We start from the raw sequence: 19,370 nt of genomic DNA on the forward strand, positions 1-19,370 counted from the left end.
ACAAACTTTTTAACCTAGGAAATATTCGCTCGAACCCTTACGATTGCTGCAGTCACAGCTTCTGGCGCTGGCCCCCCAGCAACATTCCGGCGGTAAACACAATTCTTCAAATCGATGGCGTCATAAATATCGACATCAAATAATTCTGAGAATTCTTGGTACTCAGCTAAGCTTAATTCTTCCAAGCTCTTTCGGTTTTCCGTACAATAACCTACTAAATCTCCGGATACCTGGTAGGCATCTCTAAAGGCCATCCCTTTGTTGGTCAAGTAGTCCGCACAATCCGTAGCATTTAAAAAGCCAGTACCACATGCTGCATACATCACATCCTTATTGACGATTGTTGCTTCTAGCATACCTGGTAACAGAGTTAACATTGCTTTTACATGGTCAATCCCGTCAAAAAGCTGTTCCTTAATTTCTTGCAAGTCTTTATTGTAAGCAAGCGGCAGGCCTTTCATGATCGTTAACACACTCATCAGGTTGCCGTAAACCCGACCCGTTTTCCCACGCATTAATTCATGGATATCCGCATTCTTCTTCTGAGGCATGATCGATGAACCAGTTGAGAATGAATCCTTCAGGCTGATGAAACGGAATTCTTGGCTGGACCACATGATCGTTTCTTCTGCGTAACGGGACATGTGCATGGACATCACGGCTAAATCTGACAGGAATTCGATGGCATAATCGTTGTTGGATACCGCATCGATTGAGTTAACATATGGTGCTGTGAAACCTGCCACCTGGCCAGTTGTATAGAAAGGGTCAATTGGGTAAGTGGACGTCGCTAAGGCCCCCGCACCCAGCGGCATATCGTCCGCTACCCGGTCTGAAAGGTCCGCAAACCGCGATAAGTCACGGCTAAACATCTGCGCATAAGCCAATAAATAGTGGGCATAAGTGATTGGTTGCGCCCGTTGTAAGTGGGTGTAGCCTGGCATAATCGTATCCAAGTGTCCCTCTGCTTTTGTCAAGATAGCCTCAATCGCTTCTTGGGTTTTCTCGATAAAATCTTGCAATTCATCCAACACATAAATCCGCATAGCCGTCGCTACCTGGTCATTACGAGACCGACCAGTATGGACCTTCTTCCCAATTGTGCCAAGACGTTTAGTCAACTCAGCCTCGATGAAAGAGTGAACATCTTCTGTTGTAAAATCAACGGCTAAAGTCCCATCCGCATAATCTTGACGCATTTGTTCAAGCTCTTTTACCAAGCTATCCGACTCCTCTAAACCAAGAATCCCTTGGTGACCTAACATGGCCGCATGGGCTTTTGACCCACGAAGGTCAGCGTCCAACAAGCGATAATCTACTTGGATAGACTGGTTGAATTGATAAGCATCTTGTGACATTTCCTCGTGAAATTTATTAGACCAGATGGCCATAGCAATACACTCCTTTGATACATTGACAAATTTTTGTCTTTTCTAGTATTCGTTAATGAGAATGTTAACAAATAATGAGAAAATAACAAGCCTTTTTTATTTTTGGAAAAAATTCTGGACCTTTTCCTGGCGCGCAAAATAGGCCTGACCCTTGTGGGCAAGCCCTTGTTGATGGTGTGATTATTTTCTAGATGGCGGCATATTTTCCTACAAATTCACAATGTCTGTATCCAACAAGTCAGCTGCTTCAATCTGCTTAGCCAATTGCAATAGCAGGTATTCGTTTCCTTTGTTGGCAATAAATTGCGCCCCAATTGGCAGTCCTTCTTCATTTTTAAACATCGGCAGGGAAATCGCTGGTTGGCCGATTAAGTTGACAATCGACACATATGGCGAATAAGGGATTGATTGGCCAAAATGATCCCAAATAAGCTGTTGCTGGTCCTCTTGGCTTAACTGGTCGATGTCTTTTTCCGCTGCAAGAATTGTTTCATCGGCTTCAAAAATCCCATGTTTAGGCGCTGGTCCATTCGTTGTTGGCGTCAGCAAGAGGTCATAATGCTTGAATCCTGCTTCATAAATGGCTGCCCATCGGTCCCAGTCGCCAATCATTTGACTTAATTCCACCGCTGAAATTTTGTAACCAGACCGGTAAATCGCCCAAGTCAAGGGTTCCATATCCGCATCCGTTAACTCACGGCCAAGTGCTTGGGCAATACCCTCCATCATCACCGTTGTTTCAACACTGTTCATTTTAAAGTAAGACTTCATGACTTGAATCCGGTCCACTGGGTCCGCAACTTCAAAGACATCATGACCCAGCGCTTTCAACTGTTCGATCACCTGGTCTAAGACAGCCTGCCCCACTTCACTGATGGTTAATTGGTCATTCAAATCAGTCAGATAACCAATACGTAAGGGCCGGTCTAAATCCACCAATTGGTCTTCTTCGATTGTTGGCATTGGGAAAGGCGCCTCATATTGGGTGACCTGCAAGACCTTCAACAAGGTCCAAGTATCACGGACTGATTTTGTTAAGGCAAAAGGTACCGCAGCACCTTGCCAACTCCGGTATTGACCGGGACCAACTGGCATACGCCCACGACTCGGTTTCAAACCAATCAGCCCTGAATAAGACGCAGGCATTCGAATCGATCCGCCCCCATCAGAAGCATAGGTTAAAGGCACCATTCCAGATTTTAAGGCCGCAGCCGCGCCACCACTTGAACCACCTGGATTACGGTTGGTATCAATCGGCGAATTAACCGCGCCAAAAGTTTTAGAATCACTAATCCCTTTAAAACCAAATTCAGGCACGTTAGACCGACCAACCGCGATAAAACCAGCCTTTTCAACAGCTTGAACGAAATTGTCCGTTACCGTCGCCATGTTATCTTTGAGTAATATCGACCCACTCGCAGCCAACTGACCAGCTTGTGACTGGCCAAGATCTTTAATTAAAGTTGGCACCCCGAAAAAAGGTGGTAAATCCGCTTTTTCCTGCGGGGTCAATGTCGCTAAAAGCGCGTCATACTCATCCGCTTTGGCCAAAGCATCTGCGTCTTGACGCCAAACAACCGCATTTAAAGTCGGGTTCAAAGCCGTCATATTCTTTAAAGCAGCAATCACAACCTCCTTAACTGACAACTTCCCTTCTTTAATTTGTTCAGCATAGTAGCTCGCATCTTCTGTAAATAACATCATCAAACGCCCCTTCAACCATTCAGTATTTTTTCAGTTCAATAAATCCATAGCTTTATTATAATCAAAAGCCCTAACTGAAAGATAGGTTGAACTCTTACCTACAGAAAATGAATAAAAAAAGAGCCGCGACATCACTGTCACGGCCCCATAGTTTGTTATTTATAGGGTATTCGATTTCATCAGCCAATAATCGGCAGATCAATATCTCTTGCCCTAGTCGGGTTCGAGCCTCCAGAGAGGGCTGCGGTTCAGATTAGATTGTTGCTGACTTTGTCAGCCACTGCCCTAACCTTCCATCGTTCCTCTCTTGGCATCGGCTCTCTCACCCTGTTTTTTAATACATACCTGCACTTGGATCCATTGCTGGCATTTGTGGTTCAGGTTTCGGTTGGCTTGCAACAGCTGCTTCAGTAGATAAGATTAATCCAGCTACTGAACCTGCGTTTTGCAATGCTGAGCGAGAAACTTTTGTTGGGTCAACAATTCCTTCTTCAATCATGTTTACCCATTCAGAAGTTGCTGCATTAAAACCAATGCCGTCTGCTTGTTCTTTTAATTTTTCAACAATAACAGATCCTTCTAAACCAGCATTCTCAGCGATTTGACGTACTGGTGCTTCTAAAGCACGTAAGACGATTTGTGCACCAGTTCGTTCATCACCAACTAATGTTTCAGCTAATTCAGCAACTGCTTTTTTAGCATTGACGAAGGCAGTACCACCACCAGCTACGATACCTTGATCAACAGCCGCACGTGTGGCATTTAAAGCATCTTCGATACGTAATTTACGTTCTTTTAATTCTGACTCAGTAGCTGCACCAACTTTAACAACAGCAACACCACCAGCTAATTTAGCTAAGCGTTCTAATAATTTCTCACGGTCATATTCAGAAGTTGTTTCTTCAATTTGAGTACGGATTTGGGCAACACGTTGTGCTAATTGCTCTTTATCGCCCGCACCCTCAACAATAGTTGTTTCATCTTTTGTGATTACAACGCGGTTAGCAGAACCTAATTGGTCAATTGTCGTATCTTTTAATTCAAGTCCTAAGTCTTCAGTAATAACTTGACCACCTGTTAGGATAGATAGGTCTTCTAACATTGCTTTACGACGGTCACCAAAGGCTGGTGCTTTTACCCCAACAACGTTGAAAGTACCACGGATTTTATTTAAAACTAGTGTTGGTAATGCTTCACCGTCAATATCGTCAGCTACCAATAGTAATGCACGACCTTCTTGAACAACTTGTTCTAGAACTGGCAAGATGTCTTGGATATTAGAAATCTTTTTATCTGTTAATAAAATATAAGGATTTTCTAAAACGGCTTCCATCTTGTCATTGTCAGTTACCATATATTGAGATAGGTAACCACGGTCAAATTGCATACCCTCAACAACATCTAGAGAGGTATCAATTGATTGAGATTCTTCAATAGTGATGACGCCATCTTGGCCAACTTTTTCCATTGCTTCTGCAATTAAGTCACCAACTTCGCTGTCGCCTGATGAAATTGATGCAACGTTAGCGATAGCGCCTTTAGAATCTACAGGAACTGAAATTTCAGATAACCGATCTGACGCTACGCGAATTGCTTTGTCAATCCCGCGACGAACACCTACTGGGTTAGCACCAGCAGTAACGTTTTTCATACCTTCAGTTACAATTGCTTGTGTTAAAACAGTTGCAGTTGTTGTACCGTCACCGGCAATATCATTTGTTTTTGAAGCTACTTCAGCAACTAGTTTTGCACCCATATCTTCAAATTTATCTTCTAATTCAATGTCTTTAGCGATAGTTACACCATCGTTAGTGATTAGCGGTGAACCATAACTTTGGTCTAAAACAACATTACGACCTTTTGGTCCTAAAGTTACTTTCACCGTATCAGCTAATATATCAATCCCACGAACCATTGATTGACGTGCATCTTCTGAAAATTTAATATCTTTTGCCATTTATTCATTCACCTCATAAAATTTTATATTTTTATTAATCTGTAAATATTGATAAATTGACTAATCTACAATTGCGATAATATCGCTTTCTTTAATAATTAATAATTCTTGACCATCATATTCAAATGTTGAACCTGCATATTTTTCAAATAGAACGCGGTCGCCTTCTTTCAATTGTGATGTGAAATCTTCCGTATTCTCAGCAACTGCTTCAACAACACCTACTTGTTGTTTCTCTTTAGCAGCTGACGGTAATACGATACCTGAAACTGTTTGCTCTTTAGCCTCTTCAACTCTCACAACTGCGCGTCCGTTTAATGGTTTAATCATTTACATGTCCCTCCATTTAGATAAAATATTTGTCAAACCCAAGCTAAATTACTTGGTTTTTTTAGAGATTAGCACTCTCTTTGATTGACTGCTAACCTCTACATTTCCTATATTAAAACAATCAAATATGAATTGCAAGAGAAATGTTGACTTTTTTTGACCTATTTTTACCCACAAGTCGAAAACCTTGATTTTATGCGGAAATTAAGGTAATTTTATTAAGTGAAATCTAAGATTAACTTTGACTAAAATCAGACTAATCTTGAAGAGAGGAATGTAGTTGTTGAAATTAAAAGGACCAGTAATATTCTTATTACTATTCAAAGCCTTATTTATCTTTCTAGCGCTCAACTTTGCCATTCGTAGCGTAGAAGATACCGGTTGGGATTGGGCAGTATACCTAGCCATTGGTATTACAGCCTATGAAATGATGGATTTATTCAAAACGATTGGTATAGTACGGCAGTTAAAATCTAAATAACGACCTGAAAAATATCAATTTTTGATAAAAATTGCAAAGTATTTAACATCATTTTAGATCACATATGTGAAACTTAACAAACTTTCAGGCGATTTAAAACATACAGAATAGGCCGAGAAAAAACATCTCGGCCTATTCGCTTGTATATTTATATAGATTTTGAATCCTGCGACTATTTTATTCAACTGATTAATTAGTAAGGTAAAACTAAATTGCCAAACAAGAATGTCATTCAGGTTACCTTGCTATAATTTTCCAACTCAAACTTTTGTATAAATAAAGTATTTAACCACCGACACCAGCATCCTATACCGAATGCTTACATGATTGCATAATATACTAACAAGTCATTACGAATTTGTTGAGATGAAGTAGATCAATGTTTGTAATTCATTGGTGAAGTCTACATCCTGCACTCTGATGCTATCCGGTACATCCAACCTCACTGGCGTAAAGTTCAAGATACCTTTAATCTCTGCTTCTTCTAATGCTGGAATCATATTTTGGGCAACTGCTTCAGGTACCGAAAGAATGACCACTTCAATATCCATTAATTTCAATTGCTTCGTTAAATCCTTCATGTCATAAACAGGTACCCCATTGTGGACTGTTCCGATGATATCTTGGTTGATATCGAAAGCTGCGCCAATACGGATATTGTTTGATTTCTTGAAGTTGTAGTTTAATAAGGCATTACCAAGGTTACCAACCCCTACAAGGGCTACTGTTGTTAAACGGTCTTGGCTTAAAGTCTTACCAAAGAATTCTAATAAGGCATCGATATCGTAGCCGTAACCACGTTTACCTAAAGCCCCAAAGTATGAAAAGTCACGTCTAATCGTTGCACTTTCAACTTTTACTGCTTCACTTAATTCTGTTGAAGAAACGCGTGTTTTCCCCATGTTTTTGAATACGCGCAGGTAGCGATGGTATAGTGGTAATCTTTTGGCTGTTGCTTTGGGTATTTTACGCATGTTCAGTCCTCTTTCTTATTCTAAAATGATTTCTTAGACAGTATACCAAGTTTGTGAAATTAACACAAGAGTGCCTACTCACCAAATTTTAGACTATATTAAAAATTGCAATATTTTATAAAAAGTTTCCAAGGAATGCTCAAATCTTTTTGTGGTAAAATAATTAAGACAATAAATGAAAGGATCATGCCTATTATGATCATATTACAAGGTTCAAATCTATCTCGACGCTATGGCGTTGAAGTAATTTTTGAAAACGTACAAATGACTATCCAACACAACAGTCGAATTGCCCTGGTTGGCCGCAACGGTGCTGGTAAGTCGACACTATTAAAAATGTTAGCCAACATTGAAGCACCTGATGATGGCCAAGTGTCCTTGACTAAAGGAACAACTATTGCTTATATGGACCAACACACTGCGGTTTCTGGTGACCGGACTATTTACGAAGAAATGGTCTCTGTTTTTGAACCCGTTATTAAATTATTGAAAGAATCCGAAACAGCGGCCCTAGCCTTGGCTGACGAAGAACTCATGCAAGATGCTGAAGCCTATGAAGCTGCCTTAAACCGCTATGACAAGCTTCAAGAGGACTTGATTCGTTTTAACGCTTATGGTTACGAATCAGAAATCCGTATGGTCTTACACGGTTTCAAATTCTTCGATGAGGACTACGACCGTAAGATTTCGACGCTTTCTGGTGGCCAACGTACTCGTCTGGCTTTAGCGAAAATCCTACTAGAAAAGAAAGATTTATTGATTCTCGATGAGCCGACTAACCACTTGGATATTGAGACATTAACTTGGTTAGAGAACTATCTACCAAAATATCCTGGTGCCTTATTAATCGTGTCCCATGACCGGTATTTCTTGGATGCTGTGACCAATGAAACTTATGAAATGGCCCACCAAGGTATTCATTATTACAAGGGGAACTACTCTTTCTACTTGAAGGAACGCGTACAACGTGTCACCCTGCAAATGAAGGCCTACGAGAAACAGCAAGAAGAGATTGCCAAATTAGAGGACTATGTAGCCCGTAATATCGTTCGCGCATCTACCACGAAGATGGCCCAATCCCGTCGTAGGCAGTTAGAGAAAATGACCAAGATTGAAAAGCCAATGAATGATGAGAAATCAGCTCGTATCCAGTTTTCAGTAGCTGAACCTTCCGGGAACGACGTCTTACAAGCCAATAAGTTAGCGGTTGGTTATAGTCCGGACAATGTTTTAGCTGAACCCATTTCTTTCCAATTGCGGAAACAAGAAGCCATTGCCATCGTTGGGCCAAATGGTGTAGGAAAATCAACTTTATTAAAAACAATCATCAAACAAATCCCTGCTCTACGCGGTACCATCGACTATGGCGCTCATCTACAAATGGGTTACTATGACCAGGAATTAGGGAATCTAAATTCGAAAAAAGATGTCCTGCATGAATTGTGGGATGAACATCCGACGATGATGGAGCGGGATATTCGGACAATTCTTGGATCTTTCCTATTTACTGGAAACGACGTGACTAAGTCCGTTGCCACCCTTTCTGGTGGGGAAAAAGCCCGTCTTGAATTGGCTAAACTAGCACTTAGACATGACAATTTCTTGATTCTTGATGAGCCGACCAACCATTTGGACATCGATTCTAAAGAAGTCTTGGAAAATGCTTTGATCGAGTACGACGGCACATTGTTATTTGTCAGCCATGACCGGTACTTTATCAATCGAATTGCCACTTCCGTTTTAGAAATCAACCCTGAAGGTTCGACACTTTATCTAGGTGACTACGATTATTACGTAGCTAAAAAAGCCTCTGAAGAAGAACGATTAGCCCTATTAGAAGCTGAAAATAACCAAGAAAAAGTTGAAAAAGCAGTGATTGAACCTGCTTCTGATACCAAACAAGCCTTCCAAATGTCTAAAGACAAGCAAAGAGAAGAGCGTAAATTGCAACGGGAAATTGCTCAGCATGAAGAAACTATGGCCGAATTGGAGGCAACCATCGAAGGTATTCAACTGGATATGACCAAGCCCGAATTCTTAGATGACTTCGAGAAATTGAATCAACTAAACCAAACGCTTCAAGAAAAAGAAGAAGCGCTAGACCAAGTCATGACTGCTTGGGAAGAAGCCGCTACTAAACTAGAAAACCTATAGTAACGCAAAATAAGGCATGCCACATTCAATATGATGGCTTGCCTTATTTTTTTATCTTGCGTTTTATGGGAAAACACCCCAAAATACTATCTATTTCAAGAATACGGCGTCGTCCACTTGGTATTTGTCCCCTTCTACCCCTTTGCGGACATCGTCAATCCGGGTCTTGGTGGCTTGACGGAAGAAGGCCAAGTCGTTCAATACCGTGACGAATTGGAATCCTTGTTGAATTCGGTTGATTGCATCTTGTGCATTAGCTGTAAAGATGCCTGGAATTTTACCTGCATCTTTACAAGCTTTAAGGACTTTTTGAATATTGGCTTCAAGTTCTGGACTTGTTGATGGGTCTTCAACACCCATGGCATGCGCTAGGTCAAGACGACCGATGTACACACAGTCAATTCCTTCAACACTCACGATCTCTTCAACGTTTTCAACTGCTTCTGGGGTTTCACATTGGACGATAACCATGGATTTTTCGTCTACTTCACCCTTGTTGTAGTTTTCATAAGCACCCCAAAGTGGTCCACGCCCAATCCCTTTACCGCGGATCCCGATTGGAGGCATTTTAGTGTTTTGAATCACGAATTCCGCTTGTGCTTTGGTATTGACCATTGGAATCATCAATCCATGTAAACCGATATCCAACATTCGACCCATCATTGGACCATCTTCTGGGTTGTAAACACGGGCATATGGGGCAGTACCGTATAATTCGGCTGCACGCACCATATCTAAGGCTGTTTCTAAGCTTGTTTGAGCATGTTCGAAGTCAATCATAGCAAAGTCGAAGCCATTGACCCCTAAAATTTCCGTATTTAACGAAGAGCTTGATGCCACAAAAGCACCGATAGCATAGCCTTTTTCAGCAATTTTTTCTTTTACAAGGTTGCGCATTTCCATTTATATCATCCTTTTCCCGTCTTTAGTCCTATTCAAATCAGTCCTAATGTCTCTATTTCTAATTAGTCAATAATGTTAAAGCCTTGGTAGCCTTGTTGTTTCAAGAATTGGCTGTAAGCTTCGTTGTAGTCTTCACGCGCTGGGGCGAAAATATCCACATTCACCACTGTTTCTGGCGAATCGTACACATGAATATAATGTTCAACGCCCTTCGGCACGACTACCCATGAGCCTGCCTTCATGCGGAACGGCTCACCGTCAACGTAATAGTCACATTCACCTTGTAATATCCAGGCGATTTGTTGGTGGTCATCATGCGTATGTGGGCGTAAGTCGTTGCCATTCTCTACTCGGTTAACTGTTACATTGACGCCGTCACCTGACATGGCGAACACGGCTTGATCGATTCCAGGGCGTAATGGACGGTAGGGAATTTCATTGATGTTTCCAAAATCTACATTTTCTAGTGCCATGATGCATTCCTCCAATATTGATACTTTGTTTTTATTAAAACTTTATGAGTTTTTTGATTGGTGTCACCTTACCATCTCATTTTATTAAAAGCAATAAGAGAAAGTATTTGCCAACGAATCCTTTTGATATTGTCCTGGGGATCTCTGGAAAAATGGTTGACCAACTTTTTCTAGCCTTCTATGAAGGAAATGACATCTTTTGGTCAAATTTAGGGGCATATTATGTCAAAATATGCATCTTTCAAGATGTACAATTTTTGTTTTCAACTCGTTTTCAGCTGACAAAATGGTCCAGCTCACCCTCATAAAGCTCACCGTTTTTTCATTTACAAAAATATTACAATTGACCAAATCCCTTGATACATATATGATTAACTCATCTTTGTGTTTCAAAAATGACATTAAATTAAAAATAAATGTGGGAAATACTTGTTAAAATGAAAATATGATGATAATATAGCACTAACTTAAATCAAAGGAGTGAGACCAATATGGCAATGCATACAGATTTTACAAATATGACCAACACCTCTTGGTCAATGACCTCTACTGATCACCAGACACATACATCTTTATTATTATTATTAGCTAACTAGGATTGTTCCAACATATGGAAGAGTCCTATTTCTCGTGAATGCGGGCTCTTAGCTAGTAAGACTGCGGGCCGCATAAATGGTTTGCAGTCTTTTTTTGTTTCTGATGATCGGCTTTTAAGTGAATTTGATTAATATGACTCACAATATCTGGTTCCAAAAGTCAAAATTATCCGACGCTTTCCAAAATACCTTAATTACCTACAGTAATAGTTCTACTCTTGGTCTAGCGCGTATATTCTAAGCGACTTTTGTCTCACCTCAACTTAACCCTCGAAAGGAGTTTTCAAATGCAAGATGTCGTAATCGTAGCTGCACAAAGAACCCCCATCGGATCATTCGGTGGCGTATTTAAAAATGTTTCCGCTGTTGACTTAGGTAAGGTAGCCGTTCAAGGAGCCATGGCTAAGGCCAACATTGATCCAACCCTAGTAGATGAGGTCATCTTCGGTAACGTCTTAAGCGCAGGTTTAGGTCAAAACGTTGCCCGCCAAGTTGCAGTCGCTGCCGGAATTCCAGTTGAAAAACCAGCCTTCGCTGTCAACAAGGTTTGCGGTTCAGGTTTGAAAGCTGTCGCCCTTGGCGCGCAAAGTATTATGGTGGGCGAATCGGACGTCGTGGTTGCTGGCGGGACCGAAAATATGAGCCAAGCGCCTTACATTGTTGAAGATGCACGTTGGGGTATGCGAATGGGCGACCAGAAAGTGGTCGACACCATGATTAAAGACGGTTTAACCGACGCCTTCAACAACTACCATATGGGGATTACCGCAGAAAATATTGTAGAAAAATATGGTTTCAAACGAGAAGATCAAGATGCCCTAGCTGCTTCCAGCCAACAAAAGGCGGAAGCTGCCATCAATAACAACAAATTCCAAGATGAAATTACACCCGTCGCCGTTCCGCAAAGACGCGGCGACGATATCCAAATCGAAGCGGATGAATATCCAAGAGCTGGTGTTACCCAAGAATCTTTAGCTAAATTAAGACCAGCCTTCAAGCGTGATGGTGGATCTGTTACAGCAGCCAACTCTTCAGGTATTAACGACGGGGCTGCAGCCATCGTCTTAATGTCCAAGGAAAAAGCCGAAGCGATTGGCGCTAAACCTTTAGCTACCATTAAAGCCTTCGCAAGCGCCGGCGTTGACCCTTCAATCATGGGAACAGGTCCAATTCCAGCTACCAGAAAAGCACTGGATAAAGCCCAATTGACTATAAAAGACATCGATTTAATTGAAGCCAACGAAGCTTTCGCTGCCCAAGCCTTGTGTGTATTGCAAGATCTTGATGCAGATATGGACAAGGTCAACGTGAACGGCGGTGCCATCGCCTTGGGTCACCCGATTGGTGCATCCGGCGCCCGCATCTTAGTCACCCTGGTCCACGAAATGATCAAACGGCAGTCTACTTATGGCCTAGCTACCTTGTGTATCGGGGGTGGCCAAGGAATATCCATGATTATCGAAGGAAACTATTAATCGGCTATGACACCAGCTAAGGGCTGAACCCCTTTTGACAATTGAAAAATGACTCGTATTTAGAAACCCAAGCATACATATAAAGGAGATTTTTATTATGATTGACACATATACTTTCCACGACATGACCCTATCTTGGTTGAACGGCGCGATGATTGGCACAGACGGCGGGACAATTTTCGGTCCGGTACCAAGAGCGCTTTGGGGCCGCTACTATCCATATAATGATAAAAACCAAGTGGCTGAGGTTTGTGACCCGATTGTTATCCAATACCAAGGGAAAAACTACATCATTGATGCGTCCTTTAACTTGGATAAATTTAATGAAAAAGGGAAACGAAATGTTGGCCTTCAACAAGAAGGTAGTATCCAAGAAGACTTTGAAACGCTTGGGATTACGCCTGAAGATATTGACGTTGTGATGATGACCCACATGCATAACGACCATGCCAGCGGTTTGACTTACTTTGAAGACGATCAATGGCAATCAACCTTCCCTAATGCGACGATTTATATCTCTGATATCGAGTGGGATGCGGTAAGACATCCAAATGCACGGACTAAGAATACTTATCCGAAAGAAAATTGGGAAGCCATCCAAGGACAAGTAGCAACCTTTACGGATAGCATTACCATTGCTGAAGGGATTACCATGGAAGTGACAGGTGGTCACAGTCCTGGTCATACCATTATACGTCTTGAACAAGCTGGCGAAACTATGCTACATATGGCAGATATCCTACTTACATTCGTTCACACAAACCCACTTTGGGTCGGTGGTCTAGACGATTACCCAATGGATTCTATTTCAGCTAAACAAGAATTGATGCCAGAAGCCCTAGCCAACAACTACCGCTTTATCTTCTACCATGATCCATACTACCGTGTGGTTGAATACACTGAAGACGGGAAAAACATCCAATACGCTATGGCGTCATCGCGCGATGTCTTTATCCCATTCACTGACCAACAAGACCGGGTCCCAAAACAAGTTGAAGCAGCAGTCATTAAATAAAATATTATTGCAGCTATCAAATGAGCCAGATAAGTTAAAATATCAATCATCCCTGAGCAAGTTTCTTCTATATAAGAGGTGTCATTTAATTGCCCTATTGTATAGAAGAAACTTGCTTTTTTAGGTACGCGAAAAGTCGCTGAGCATTGACGCGTCTAACGCATTTAGGCGCGTAAACACCAAAGCATAAACGCGCCCATAAACTGGACCAAAATTGGGTTTAAATTACTAAAATCAACCACAAAAAAACAGCTAGATTAGGCGCTTTTCGTCCCCTACTAGCTGGTTTTTATTTTGCCATTAGTTGGCCTTTAGTCTGCTTATTCGACTACTTCAAAAGAAATGTCGTCCATGGTATCGAATTTCACTTCGACCTTATCGCCAATTTCAATCTTGTTCGCCTTGGTCATGCCACCGGTCATAATTGGCACGCCGGCCTCTAATTTCACACCCCGCTTATACAAGGCGTTGGCTAGGAAGACCACCGCATTGGCTGGATGGTTGGCTACATCCTTCCCAATCCCTTCATCAATCTTCTCACCATTAATATAAACAACAGCTTTTTCGTTCAAGATATCCACTTGGTCTAAGCTGAAGTGGGTATTTGAATAAACTGCCCCCTGGCAAGAAGTGTTGTCAGCAACCACATCTTCCAAGGAGAAACGGAAACCGTGATAGCGAGAGTCTACTATCTCAACAGAAGAATAGACATAGTCAATCTTATCCATGACTTCTTCAAAAGTTACATTCTCTTGGTAGATATCCTCCTTCAAGACAATAGTCACTTCCGGCTCAATACGGGGGTGGATAAACCGTTCCATCGACAAAGGTTCGCCGTCATAAGAAATCATATACTCAAAAATGTGGGCATAAACTGGCTGATCAATATTCAACTGTTTAATCTTAGCCGGTGACGTCAAACCAATCTTATAGGCCGCCGTCTTCCCGTCTGTTTCTTTCTTCAAAGCTACGACCAAATCTTGGATATCATAGGCTTCTTGCTCATCGAAGAAAACATTAAACACCTCCGTCACATTATCAATCGCCGTCTTATTCTTCTCCGCATCATACAAATACTGCGCAATCTCCTGCATCTTCGACTCTTCCATACCTGTCAGCTCCTTTTAATTCATTAAAAAATAATGATAAATATTAACCCCATTGTATCAAAACTGACAAATAAAGCAATCTGAACTCTCATATATTTCTAATGAAAAAGGGCATTTGCCCCGATTGCTGGCAAACACCCTAAATCACTCCCCTCAATAAAATCACGAAACTTTAGTCTTCCAAGCTGATGATGATTTTACCTAAGTTTTTATTGTCTTCCATATATTCATGGGCCTCTGGTAGGCGGTCAAAAGCCATGACAGTGTCAATCACTGGTTGAATAGTACCGTCTGCAATTAAAGGCACGACTTCTTTATTGACGTCTGCTACTAGGCGCGCCTTGTAGTCGTCTGAGCGTGTTGACAGCAAGGTCCCTTGGAGTTTCACCCGCTTAAAGAGCAATTGCCCCATATCAAAGTCCGGAACCTCTGTGCCCCCAAGAACACCGATTAAAACCCAGCGGCCGTCTTGGCCGATAGCTGACGCATTTTTATTAGCATAGGACGCCCCAATGAAATCTAGAATGACATCGACTCCCCTATTGTCAGTTGCTTCAGAAATCACGTCGGCGAAATTTTCTTCCTTATAATTAATGGTGGTCTGGGCGCCTAATTCTTTAGCTAGGTCTAATTTATCTTGACGGCCTGCGGTGGCAAAGATTTCTACCTGCGACAGGTGGTTGGCCAATTGGATAGCTGCAGTCCCAACGCTAGAACCCGCTGCATGGACAAGGATCCGTTCACCTTGATGCAAGTCGCCGATCCAATACATAGTCTGGTAGGCGGTCATGAAGGCTTCTGGAATGGCGGCAGCGGTAGTAAAAGGCGTGTCTTTAGGGAAAACCATGGCACGACTTAGGGGGATGCGGGCGTATTCGGCATATGCGCCGTGGGTAATAATCCCCGCTACGTGGTCGCCAATAGCAACATGACTGGATTCCGTCCCGTCTGTATGAATATCTACCACTTCACCAGCAATCTCAATCCCCATCACCCGGTCTTCAAGGCTGGCATCCGGCTTCAAACTGTTCCTCGACATGACATCATGGCGGTTAAGCCCAATTGCCTTGACCTTGACTAGAGCCTCACCCGCTTGTGCCATCGGCCTGTCGATTTCTTGCAGTTCAAAATTCTCTGGGCCACCTGCTTGATTGAGTATCCAAGCTTTCATCCAATCCACTCCTTTTGTATATGTGTTCGTCCCTTACATCATAAACCATTTGCGGACAATTGATAAGTAAAGCAGCTTATGATCTTTCTTATTTAATGAGGGTCCGGTAAAATGATCTATATATTCTAGGTGCGAGACAAACCGTTAACAGATGAACGTTGGAAGTTTAGGGCAGTGGCTGACAATGTCAGCTCAACTTAAACTGAAACGCAGTCATCTATGGTTTGTCCAACCCGATTTTAATGATAGTAAAAAAACGATTGACAGGTGATACGGATGAAAGATATTTATGTTGTTGGGGCGATTTTGATTAAAGACCAGCGAATTTTATGTGCCCAACGCGGGGGCGCGAAGTCTTTAGCCTACTTGTGGGAGTTTCCTGGTGGGAAGATAGAAGCTGGCGAAACTGCGCAAGGAGCCCTGAAACGTGAATTGGAAGAGGAGTTAAAGATCCAGGTTCAAGTATCCCCAGAGATATTTGATACATCAGCCTACGAATATGATTTCGGACGCGTTCATCTCACAACAATTATCTGCCAGCTTGAGCAAGGTGAGCCCTTCTTGACGGAACATAAGGCCATCAAGTGGTTGAAGCCTAGCGAATTGAAGTCTTTAGACTGGGCGCCAGCGGACCTGCCTGCTGTAGATAAGTTATCACAAATGACGCTATAGATTGATTTGTAGACTGAATTTTAGGATTTTTTGGAGGTATATATGGATTTATTAGCGCAATCTTTGCGGCATGCTTTTATTGATCAGAGGCAGTTGGGGCATGCCCAGTATGACCCTGAGTTGATTATTAATCAGCCTGATGAGAATATCTTCCTATTAAATACCTTGCAGGAGGAATTGGATACCAGCGAAACTTTTACATTTTCAGTGGCATTTGTGACGGAGAGTGGTCTCAACACGCTGAAAACCCACCTCTTTGATTTACACCAACGAGGGATAAAAGGCCGGTTAATTACCTCCAACTATTTGGACTTTAACTCACCAGATATTTTCAAGGCCTTGCTGAAAGTTCCTAATTTGGAGGTCCGCATTTCTGACAAAGAAGCTTTTCACGCTAAAGGGTATTTATTTGAACACAAGGACCACGCTTCCTTTATTATTGGGTCGTCAAACTTGACCAACCATGCCTTAAAAACCAATTACGAGTGGAACATTAAACTGACTACCTACCACCACGGGGCCATTATCCATCAAATGCAGGCCCATTTAGACAAGGAATGGGCGAGTGCGCAGCCTTTAACTGAAGACTGGATTGAAGCATATGCCAATTCCTTCCAACCGCCTAAATACCGTGATACTAGTATCTTACTGGACCCAGCCAAGAACTTTATCGTACCTAATAAGATGCAACAGCCAGCCTTAGATAGTCTTATTGAATTACGGCAAAATGGCGCCGACCGTGGCTTAGTAATCGCGGCTACCGGGACTGGTAAAACCTACCTAGCGGCTTTTGATGTCTTGGAATCCAAACCCGAAAAAGTCCTTTTTATCGTTCACAGGGAACAAATCTTACATTCCGCAATGGCCTCTTTTAAAAGGGTGATGCATACAGAACCAGATGATTTATTTGGCTTTTATACAGGTAATAAAAAGGATAGCCAAGCCAAGTATATTTTCGCCACCCAACAGACCATTACCCGCGACCAACATTTACACCAATTTGACCCAGAAGAATTCGATTATATCTTAGTAGATGAAGTCCACCGAGCTGGATCAGCGTCTTACCAGCGGATTTTTGACTACTTTAAACCCAAATTCCTACTTGGTTTAACGGCTACACCTGAGCGTACAGATGGCTATAATTTATATGAACTCTTTGACTACAATATCGCCTATGAAATCCGCCTGCAAGATGCTCTTGAAGCTGATTTACTAGCCCCCTTCCATTACTTTGGGGTGACCGACTTCGAAAAAGACGGCGAATTGATTTCTGAAACCACCCAATTAAAGAACCTAATCCTAGACGAACGGGTTGATTATGTCATGGACAAGTTGACTTACTATGGTTTAGATAAAGAAAAGGTCAAAGGCTTAGTCTTCTGTAGCCGCAACGAGGAAGCCAAGTCCCTATCCGACAAATTCAACGCCCGTGGTTATAAAACTGTCGCCCTATCTGGTAGCGATAGCCAAGATGTGCGAACCAAGCAAGTAAATCGGTTAACTTCAGGTCTCTTAGACTATATTTTTACAGTGGATATCTTTAATGAAGGGATTGATATTCCAGAAATCAACCAGGTGGTCATGTTACGTAACACCCAATCCAGCATCATCTTCGTCCAACAAATGGGGCGTGGGCTTCGTAAGCATGATGATAAGGAATTCGTGAATATCATCGACTTTATCGGCAACTACAAGAACAACTACCTGATTCCCGTAGCCCTGTCTGGTAATTCAAACCGCAGTAAGGATACCATGCGGAAGACGACCCTCAACACCAACTTTATTTCCGGTTTATCCAATATCAATTTCGAAAGCATTGCTAAAGAGCGGATTTTTGAGTCTATAAATGCTGTGAAACTAGACTCCATGAAAGAATCGAAAGAAGCCTACCTAGGCTTAAAAAATGAATTGGGTCGTGTGCCAATGTTGATTGATTTTGAAACAACCAACAGTTTCGACCCTTATCTATTAGCCAACAAAAAGGATAATTACCCCGCTTTCTTGGCCAGCATCAAGGAAAGGGACAATACCCTTTCTAAAGCTGCCAACGATATCTTAAAGTTTTTATCGCGGGAAATCTTACCAGGCAAACGGGCGCATGAACTAGTCTTATTGAATGAGCTCGCTAAAGAAAGTGTAGATACTTTAAGCTTGGCCAAGATTCAAACCATTTTGACCAAACATGACTTAAGCCATGACCCTATTACTGTGCAGTCAGTGGTGCGAACCTTGTCCACCGATTATTACGCCGGTAGTTCAAAGAAAACTTACCAACCGGGGCAAGTCGTGACCATAGTAGACGAGGGGATTAACTTAAGCCCTGGATTCCAGTCAGCAAAGAAAGATTCGACCTTTTTGCATCATTTAAATGACTTAATCACTACGGCCACCTTATTAAATGACGGTTATGACAAATCATCAGACTTAACCTTGTATCAAAAATACGGCCGTCGTGACGCCCTACGTCTGCTCAAATGGGAAACGCAATTGGTGGACCAAAATATCGGGGGCTATACTCAGGATAAGGAACGGAAAATTTTTACAATTTTTGTGACACTGGATAAAGGCGACGACTTTACTGGTGCCCAAGTTGCTTATGAAGATGCCTTGTTAGACCCACAGACGATGACTTGGTTCACGAAAGCGCCAAGGACACTGGCCTCTCCTGAAGTGAAAATCTTACAGGATGCGGACGACTGGCAAATTCATATGTTCATTAAAAAGGACGATGATGAAGGAACCGAGTTTTATTATTTGGGTGAAGTGACACCTGATGTTTCGACGATTACCCAACTTGAAAAGCCGAGTGGTGATGGTGAAACCCGGAACGTTGTGGAGATGAACTTGCATTTTAAAGAAACTATTCCAAGAAATCTCTTTAACTATCTACAGTAAACTACCCTTGCCAACCTATCCCCGTTTTGATAGGATAGTGACTCATAAATAAAAACAACTATCGCCGGAT

At 42.0% G+C, this 19,370-nt stretch carries 15 protein-coding genes; 6 read left to right on the plus strand and 9 right to left on the minus strand.

Annotated elements, in window-relative coordinates; all coding sequences use genetic code 11:
- Positions 1–14 precede the first annotated feature (14 nt).
- From argH to AWM76_RS09505, 4 genes are all read right to left on the minus strand, one after another.
- Positions 15–1,391: an argininosuccinate lyase gene (gene argH / locus AWM76_RS09490; protein ID WP_003143279.1), complete on the minus strand. Its 1,377-nt coding sequence runs from the start codon at positions 1,389–1,391 to the stop codon at positions 15–17.
- A gap of 207 nt (positions 1,392–1,598) precedes the next feature.
- Complete coding sequence (locus AWM76_RS09495; protein WP_039935923.1) at positions 1,599–3,092, minus strand: amidase; 1,494 nt, start codon at positions 3,090–3,092, stop codon at positions 1,599–1,601.
- A gap of 337 nt (positions 3,093–3,429) precedes the next feature.
- Complete coding sequence (gene groL / locus AWM76_RS09500; RefSeq protein ID WP_003143275.1) at positions 3,430–5,052, minus strand: chaperonin GroEL; 1,623 nt, start codon at positions 5,050–5,052, stop codon at positions 3,430–3,432.
- 60 nt (positions 5,053–5,112) lie between these two features.
- Positions 5,113–5,382, minus strand: a complete 270-nt coding sequence (locus tag AWM76_RS09505; protein WP_003143273.1) for a co-chaperone GroES — start codon at positions 5,380–5,382, stop codon at positions 5,113–5,115.
- Positions 5,383–5,662: 280 nt separating this feature from the next.
- Between AWM76_RS09505 and AWM76_RS09510 the strand changes: the two genes are divergently transcribed.
- Positions 5,663–5,863, plus strand: a complete 201-nt coding sequence (locus tag AWM76_RS09510) for a hypothetical protein (RefSeq protein ID WP_235585502.1) — start codon at positions 5,663–5,665, stop codon at positions 5,861–5,863.
- Between the two features lie 350 nt (positions 5,864–6,213).
- On the opposite strand, the gene AWM76_RS09515 is transcribed toward AWM76_RS09510, so the two are convergent.
- A complete protein-coding gene (locus tag AWM76_RS09515) occupies positions 6,214–6,837 on the minus strand; it encodes a redox-sensing transcriptional repressor Rex (RefSeq protein ID WP_003143269.1) in 624 nt (207 codons plus the stop codon).
- Between the two features lie 195 nt (positions 6,838–7,032).
- Between AWM76_RS09515 and AWM76_RS09520 the strand changes: the two genes are divergently transcribed.
- Complete coding sequence (locus tag AWM76_RS09520) at positions 7,033–8,991, plus strand: ABC-F family ATP-binding cassette domain-containing protein (RefSeq protein ID WP_039935922.1); 1,959 nt, start codon at positions 7,033–7,035, stop codon at positions 8,989–8,991.
- A gap of 90 nt (positions 8,992–9,081) precedes the next feature.
- Here the strand turns inward: AWM76_RS09520 and AWM76_RS09525 are convergent, their stop codons facing one another.
- On the minus strand, positions 9,082–9,894 hold the full coding sequence (locus tag AWM76_RS09525) for an HpcH/HpaI aldolase family protein (protein ID WP_003143262.1): 813 nt from the start codon (positions 9,892–9,894) through the stop codon (positions 9,082–9,084).
- A 62-nt stretch (positions 9,895–9,956) separates the two neighbouring features.
- Positions 9,957–10,367 (minus strand): cupin domain-containing protein, encoded by a 411-nt coding sequence (locus AWM76_RS09530; RefSeq protein ID WP_003143261.1) that lies wholly within the window; start codon positions 10,365–10,367, stop codon positions 9,957–9,959.
- Positions 10,368–11,250: 883 nt separating this feature from the next.
- On the opposite strand from AWM76_RS09530, the gene AWM76_RS09535 reads away from it, so the two are divergent.
- Both AWM76_RS09535 and AWM76_RS09540 read left to right on the plus strand, forming a co-directional pair.
- Positions 11,251–12,438, plus strand: a complete 1,188-nt coding sequence (locus AWM76_RS09535; RefSeq protein ID WP_003143259.1) for an acetyl-CoA C-acetyltransferase — start codon at positions 11,251–11,253, stop codon at positions 12,436–12,438.
- 97 nt (positions 12,439–12,535) lie between these two features.
- Positions 12,536–13,453 (plus strand): MBL fold metallo-hydrolase, encoded by a 918-nt coding sequence (locus AWM76_RS09540; RefSeq protein WP_003143258.1) that lies wholly within the window; start codon positions 12,536–12,538, stop codon positions 13,451–13,453.
- 320 nt (positions 13,454–13,773) lie between these two features.
- Here AWM76_RS09540 and AWM76_RS09545 read toward each other — a convergent pair whose 3' ends face one another.
- Both AWM76_RS09545 and AWM76_RS09550 read right to left on the minus strand, forming a co-directional pair.
- A complete protein-coding gene (locus tag AWM76_RS09545; protein WP_003143257.1) occupies positions 13,774–14,562 on the minus strand; it encodes a 2-keto-4-pentenoate hydratase in 789 nt (262 codons plus the stop codon).
- A 172-nt stretch (positions 14,563–14,734) separates the two neighbouring features.
- Positions 14,735–15,733, minus strand: coding sequence for an NAD(P)H-quinone oxidoreductase (locus AWM76_RS09550; RefSeq protein ID WP_003143256.1), 999 nt, complete (start codon positions 15,731–15,733; stop codon positions 14,735–14,737).
- Positions 15,734–16,009: 276 nt separating this feature from the next.
- Between AWM76_RS09550 and AWM76_RS09555 the strand changes: the two genes are divergently transcribed.
- Both AWM76_RS09555 and AWM76_RS09560 read left to right on the plus strand, forming a co-directional pair.
- Complete coding sequence (locus tag AWM76_RS09555) at positions 16,010–16,405, plus strand: (deoxy)nucleoside triphosphate pyrophosphohydrolase (protein WP_003143255.1); 396 nt, start codon at positions 16,010–16,012, stop codon at positions 16,403–16,405.
- Positions 16,406–16,447: 42 nt separating this feature from the next.
- Positions 16,448–19,300: a DEAD/DEAH box helicase gene (locus tag AWM76_RS09560; RefSeq protein ID WP_003143254.1), complete on the plus strand. Its 2,853-nt coding sequence runs from the start codon at positions 16,448–16,450 to the stop codon at positions 19,298–19,300.
- The last annotated feature ends 70 nt before the right edge of the window (positions 19,301–19,370 follow it).

The organism is Aerococcus viridans (genome assembly GCF_001543285.1).
Taxonomy (GTDB): domain Bacteria; phylum Bacillota; class Bacilli; order Lactobacillales; family Aerococcaceae; genus Aerococcus; species Aerococcus viridans.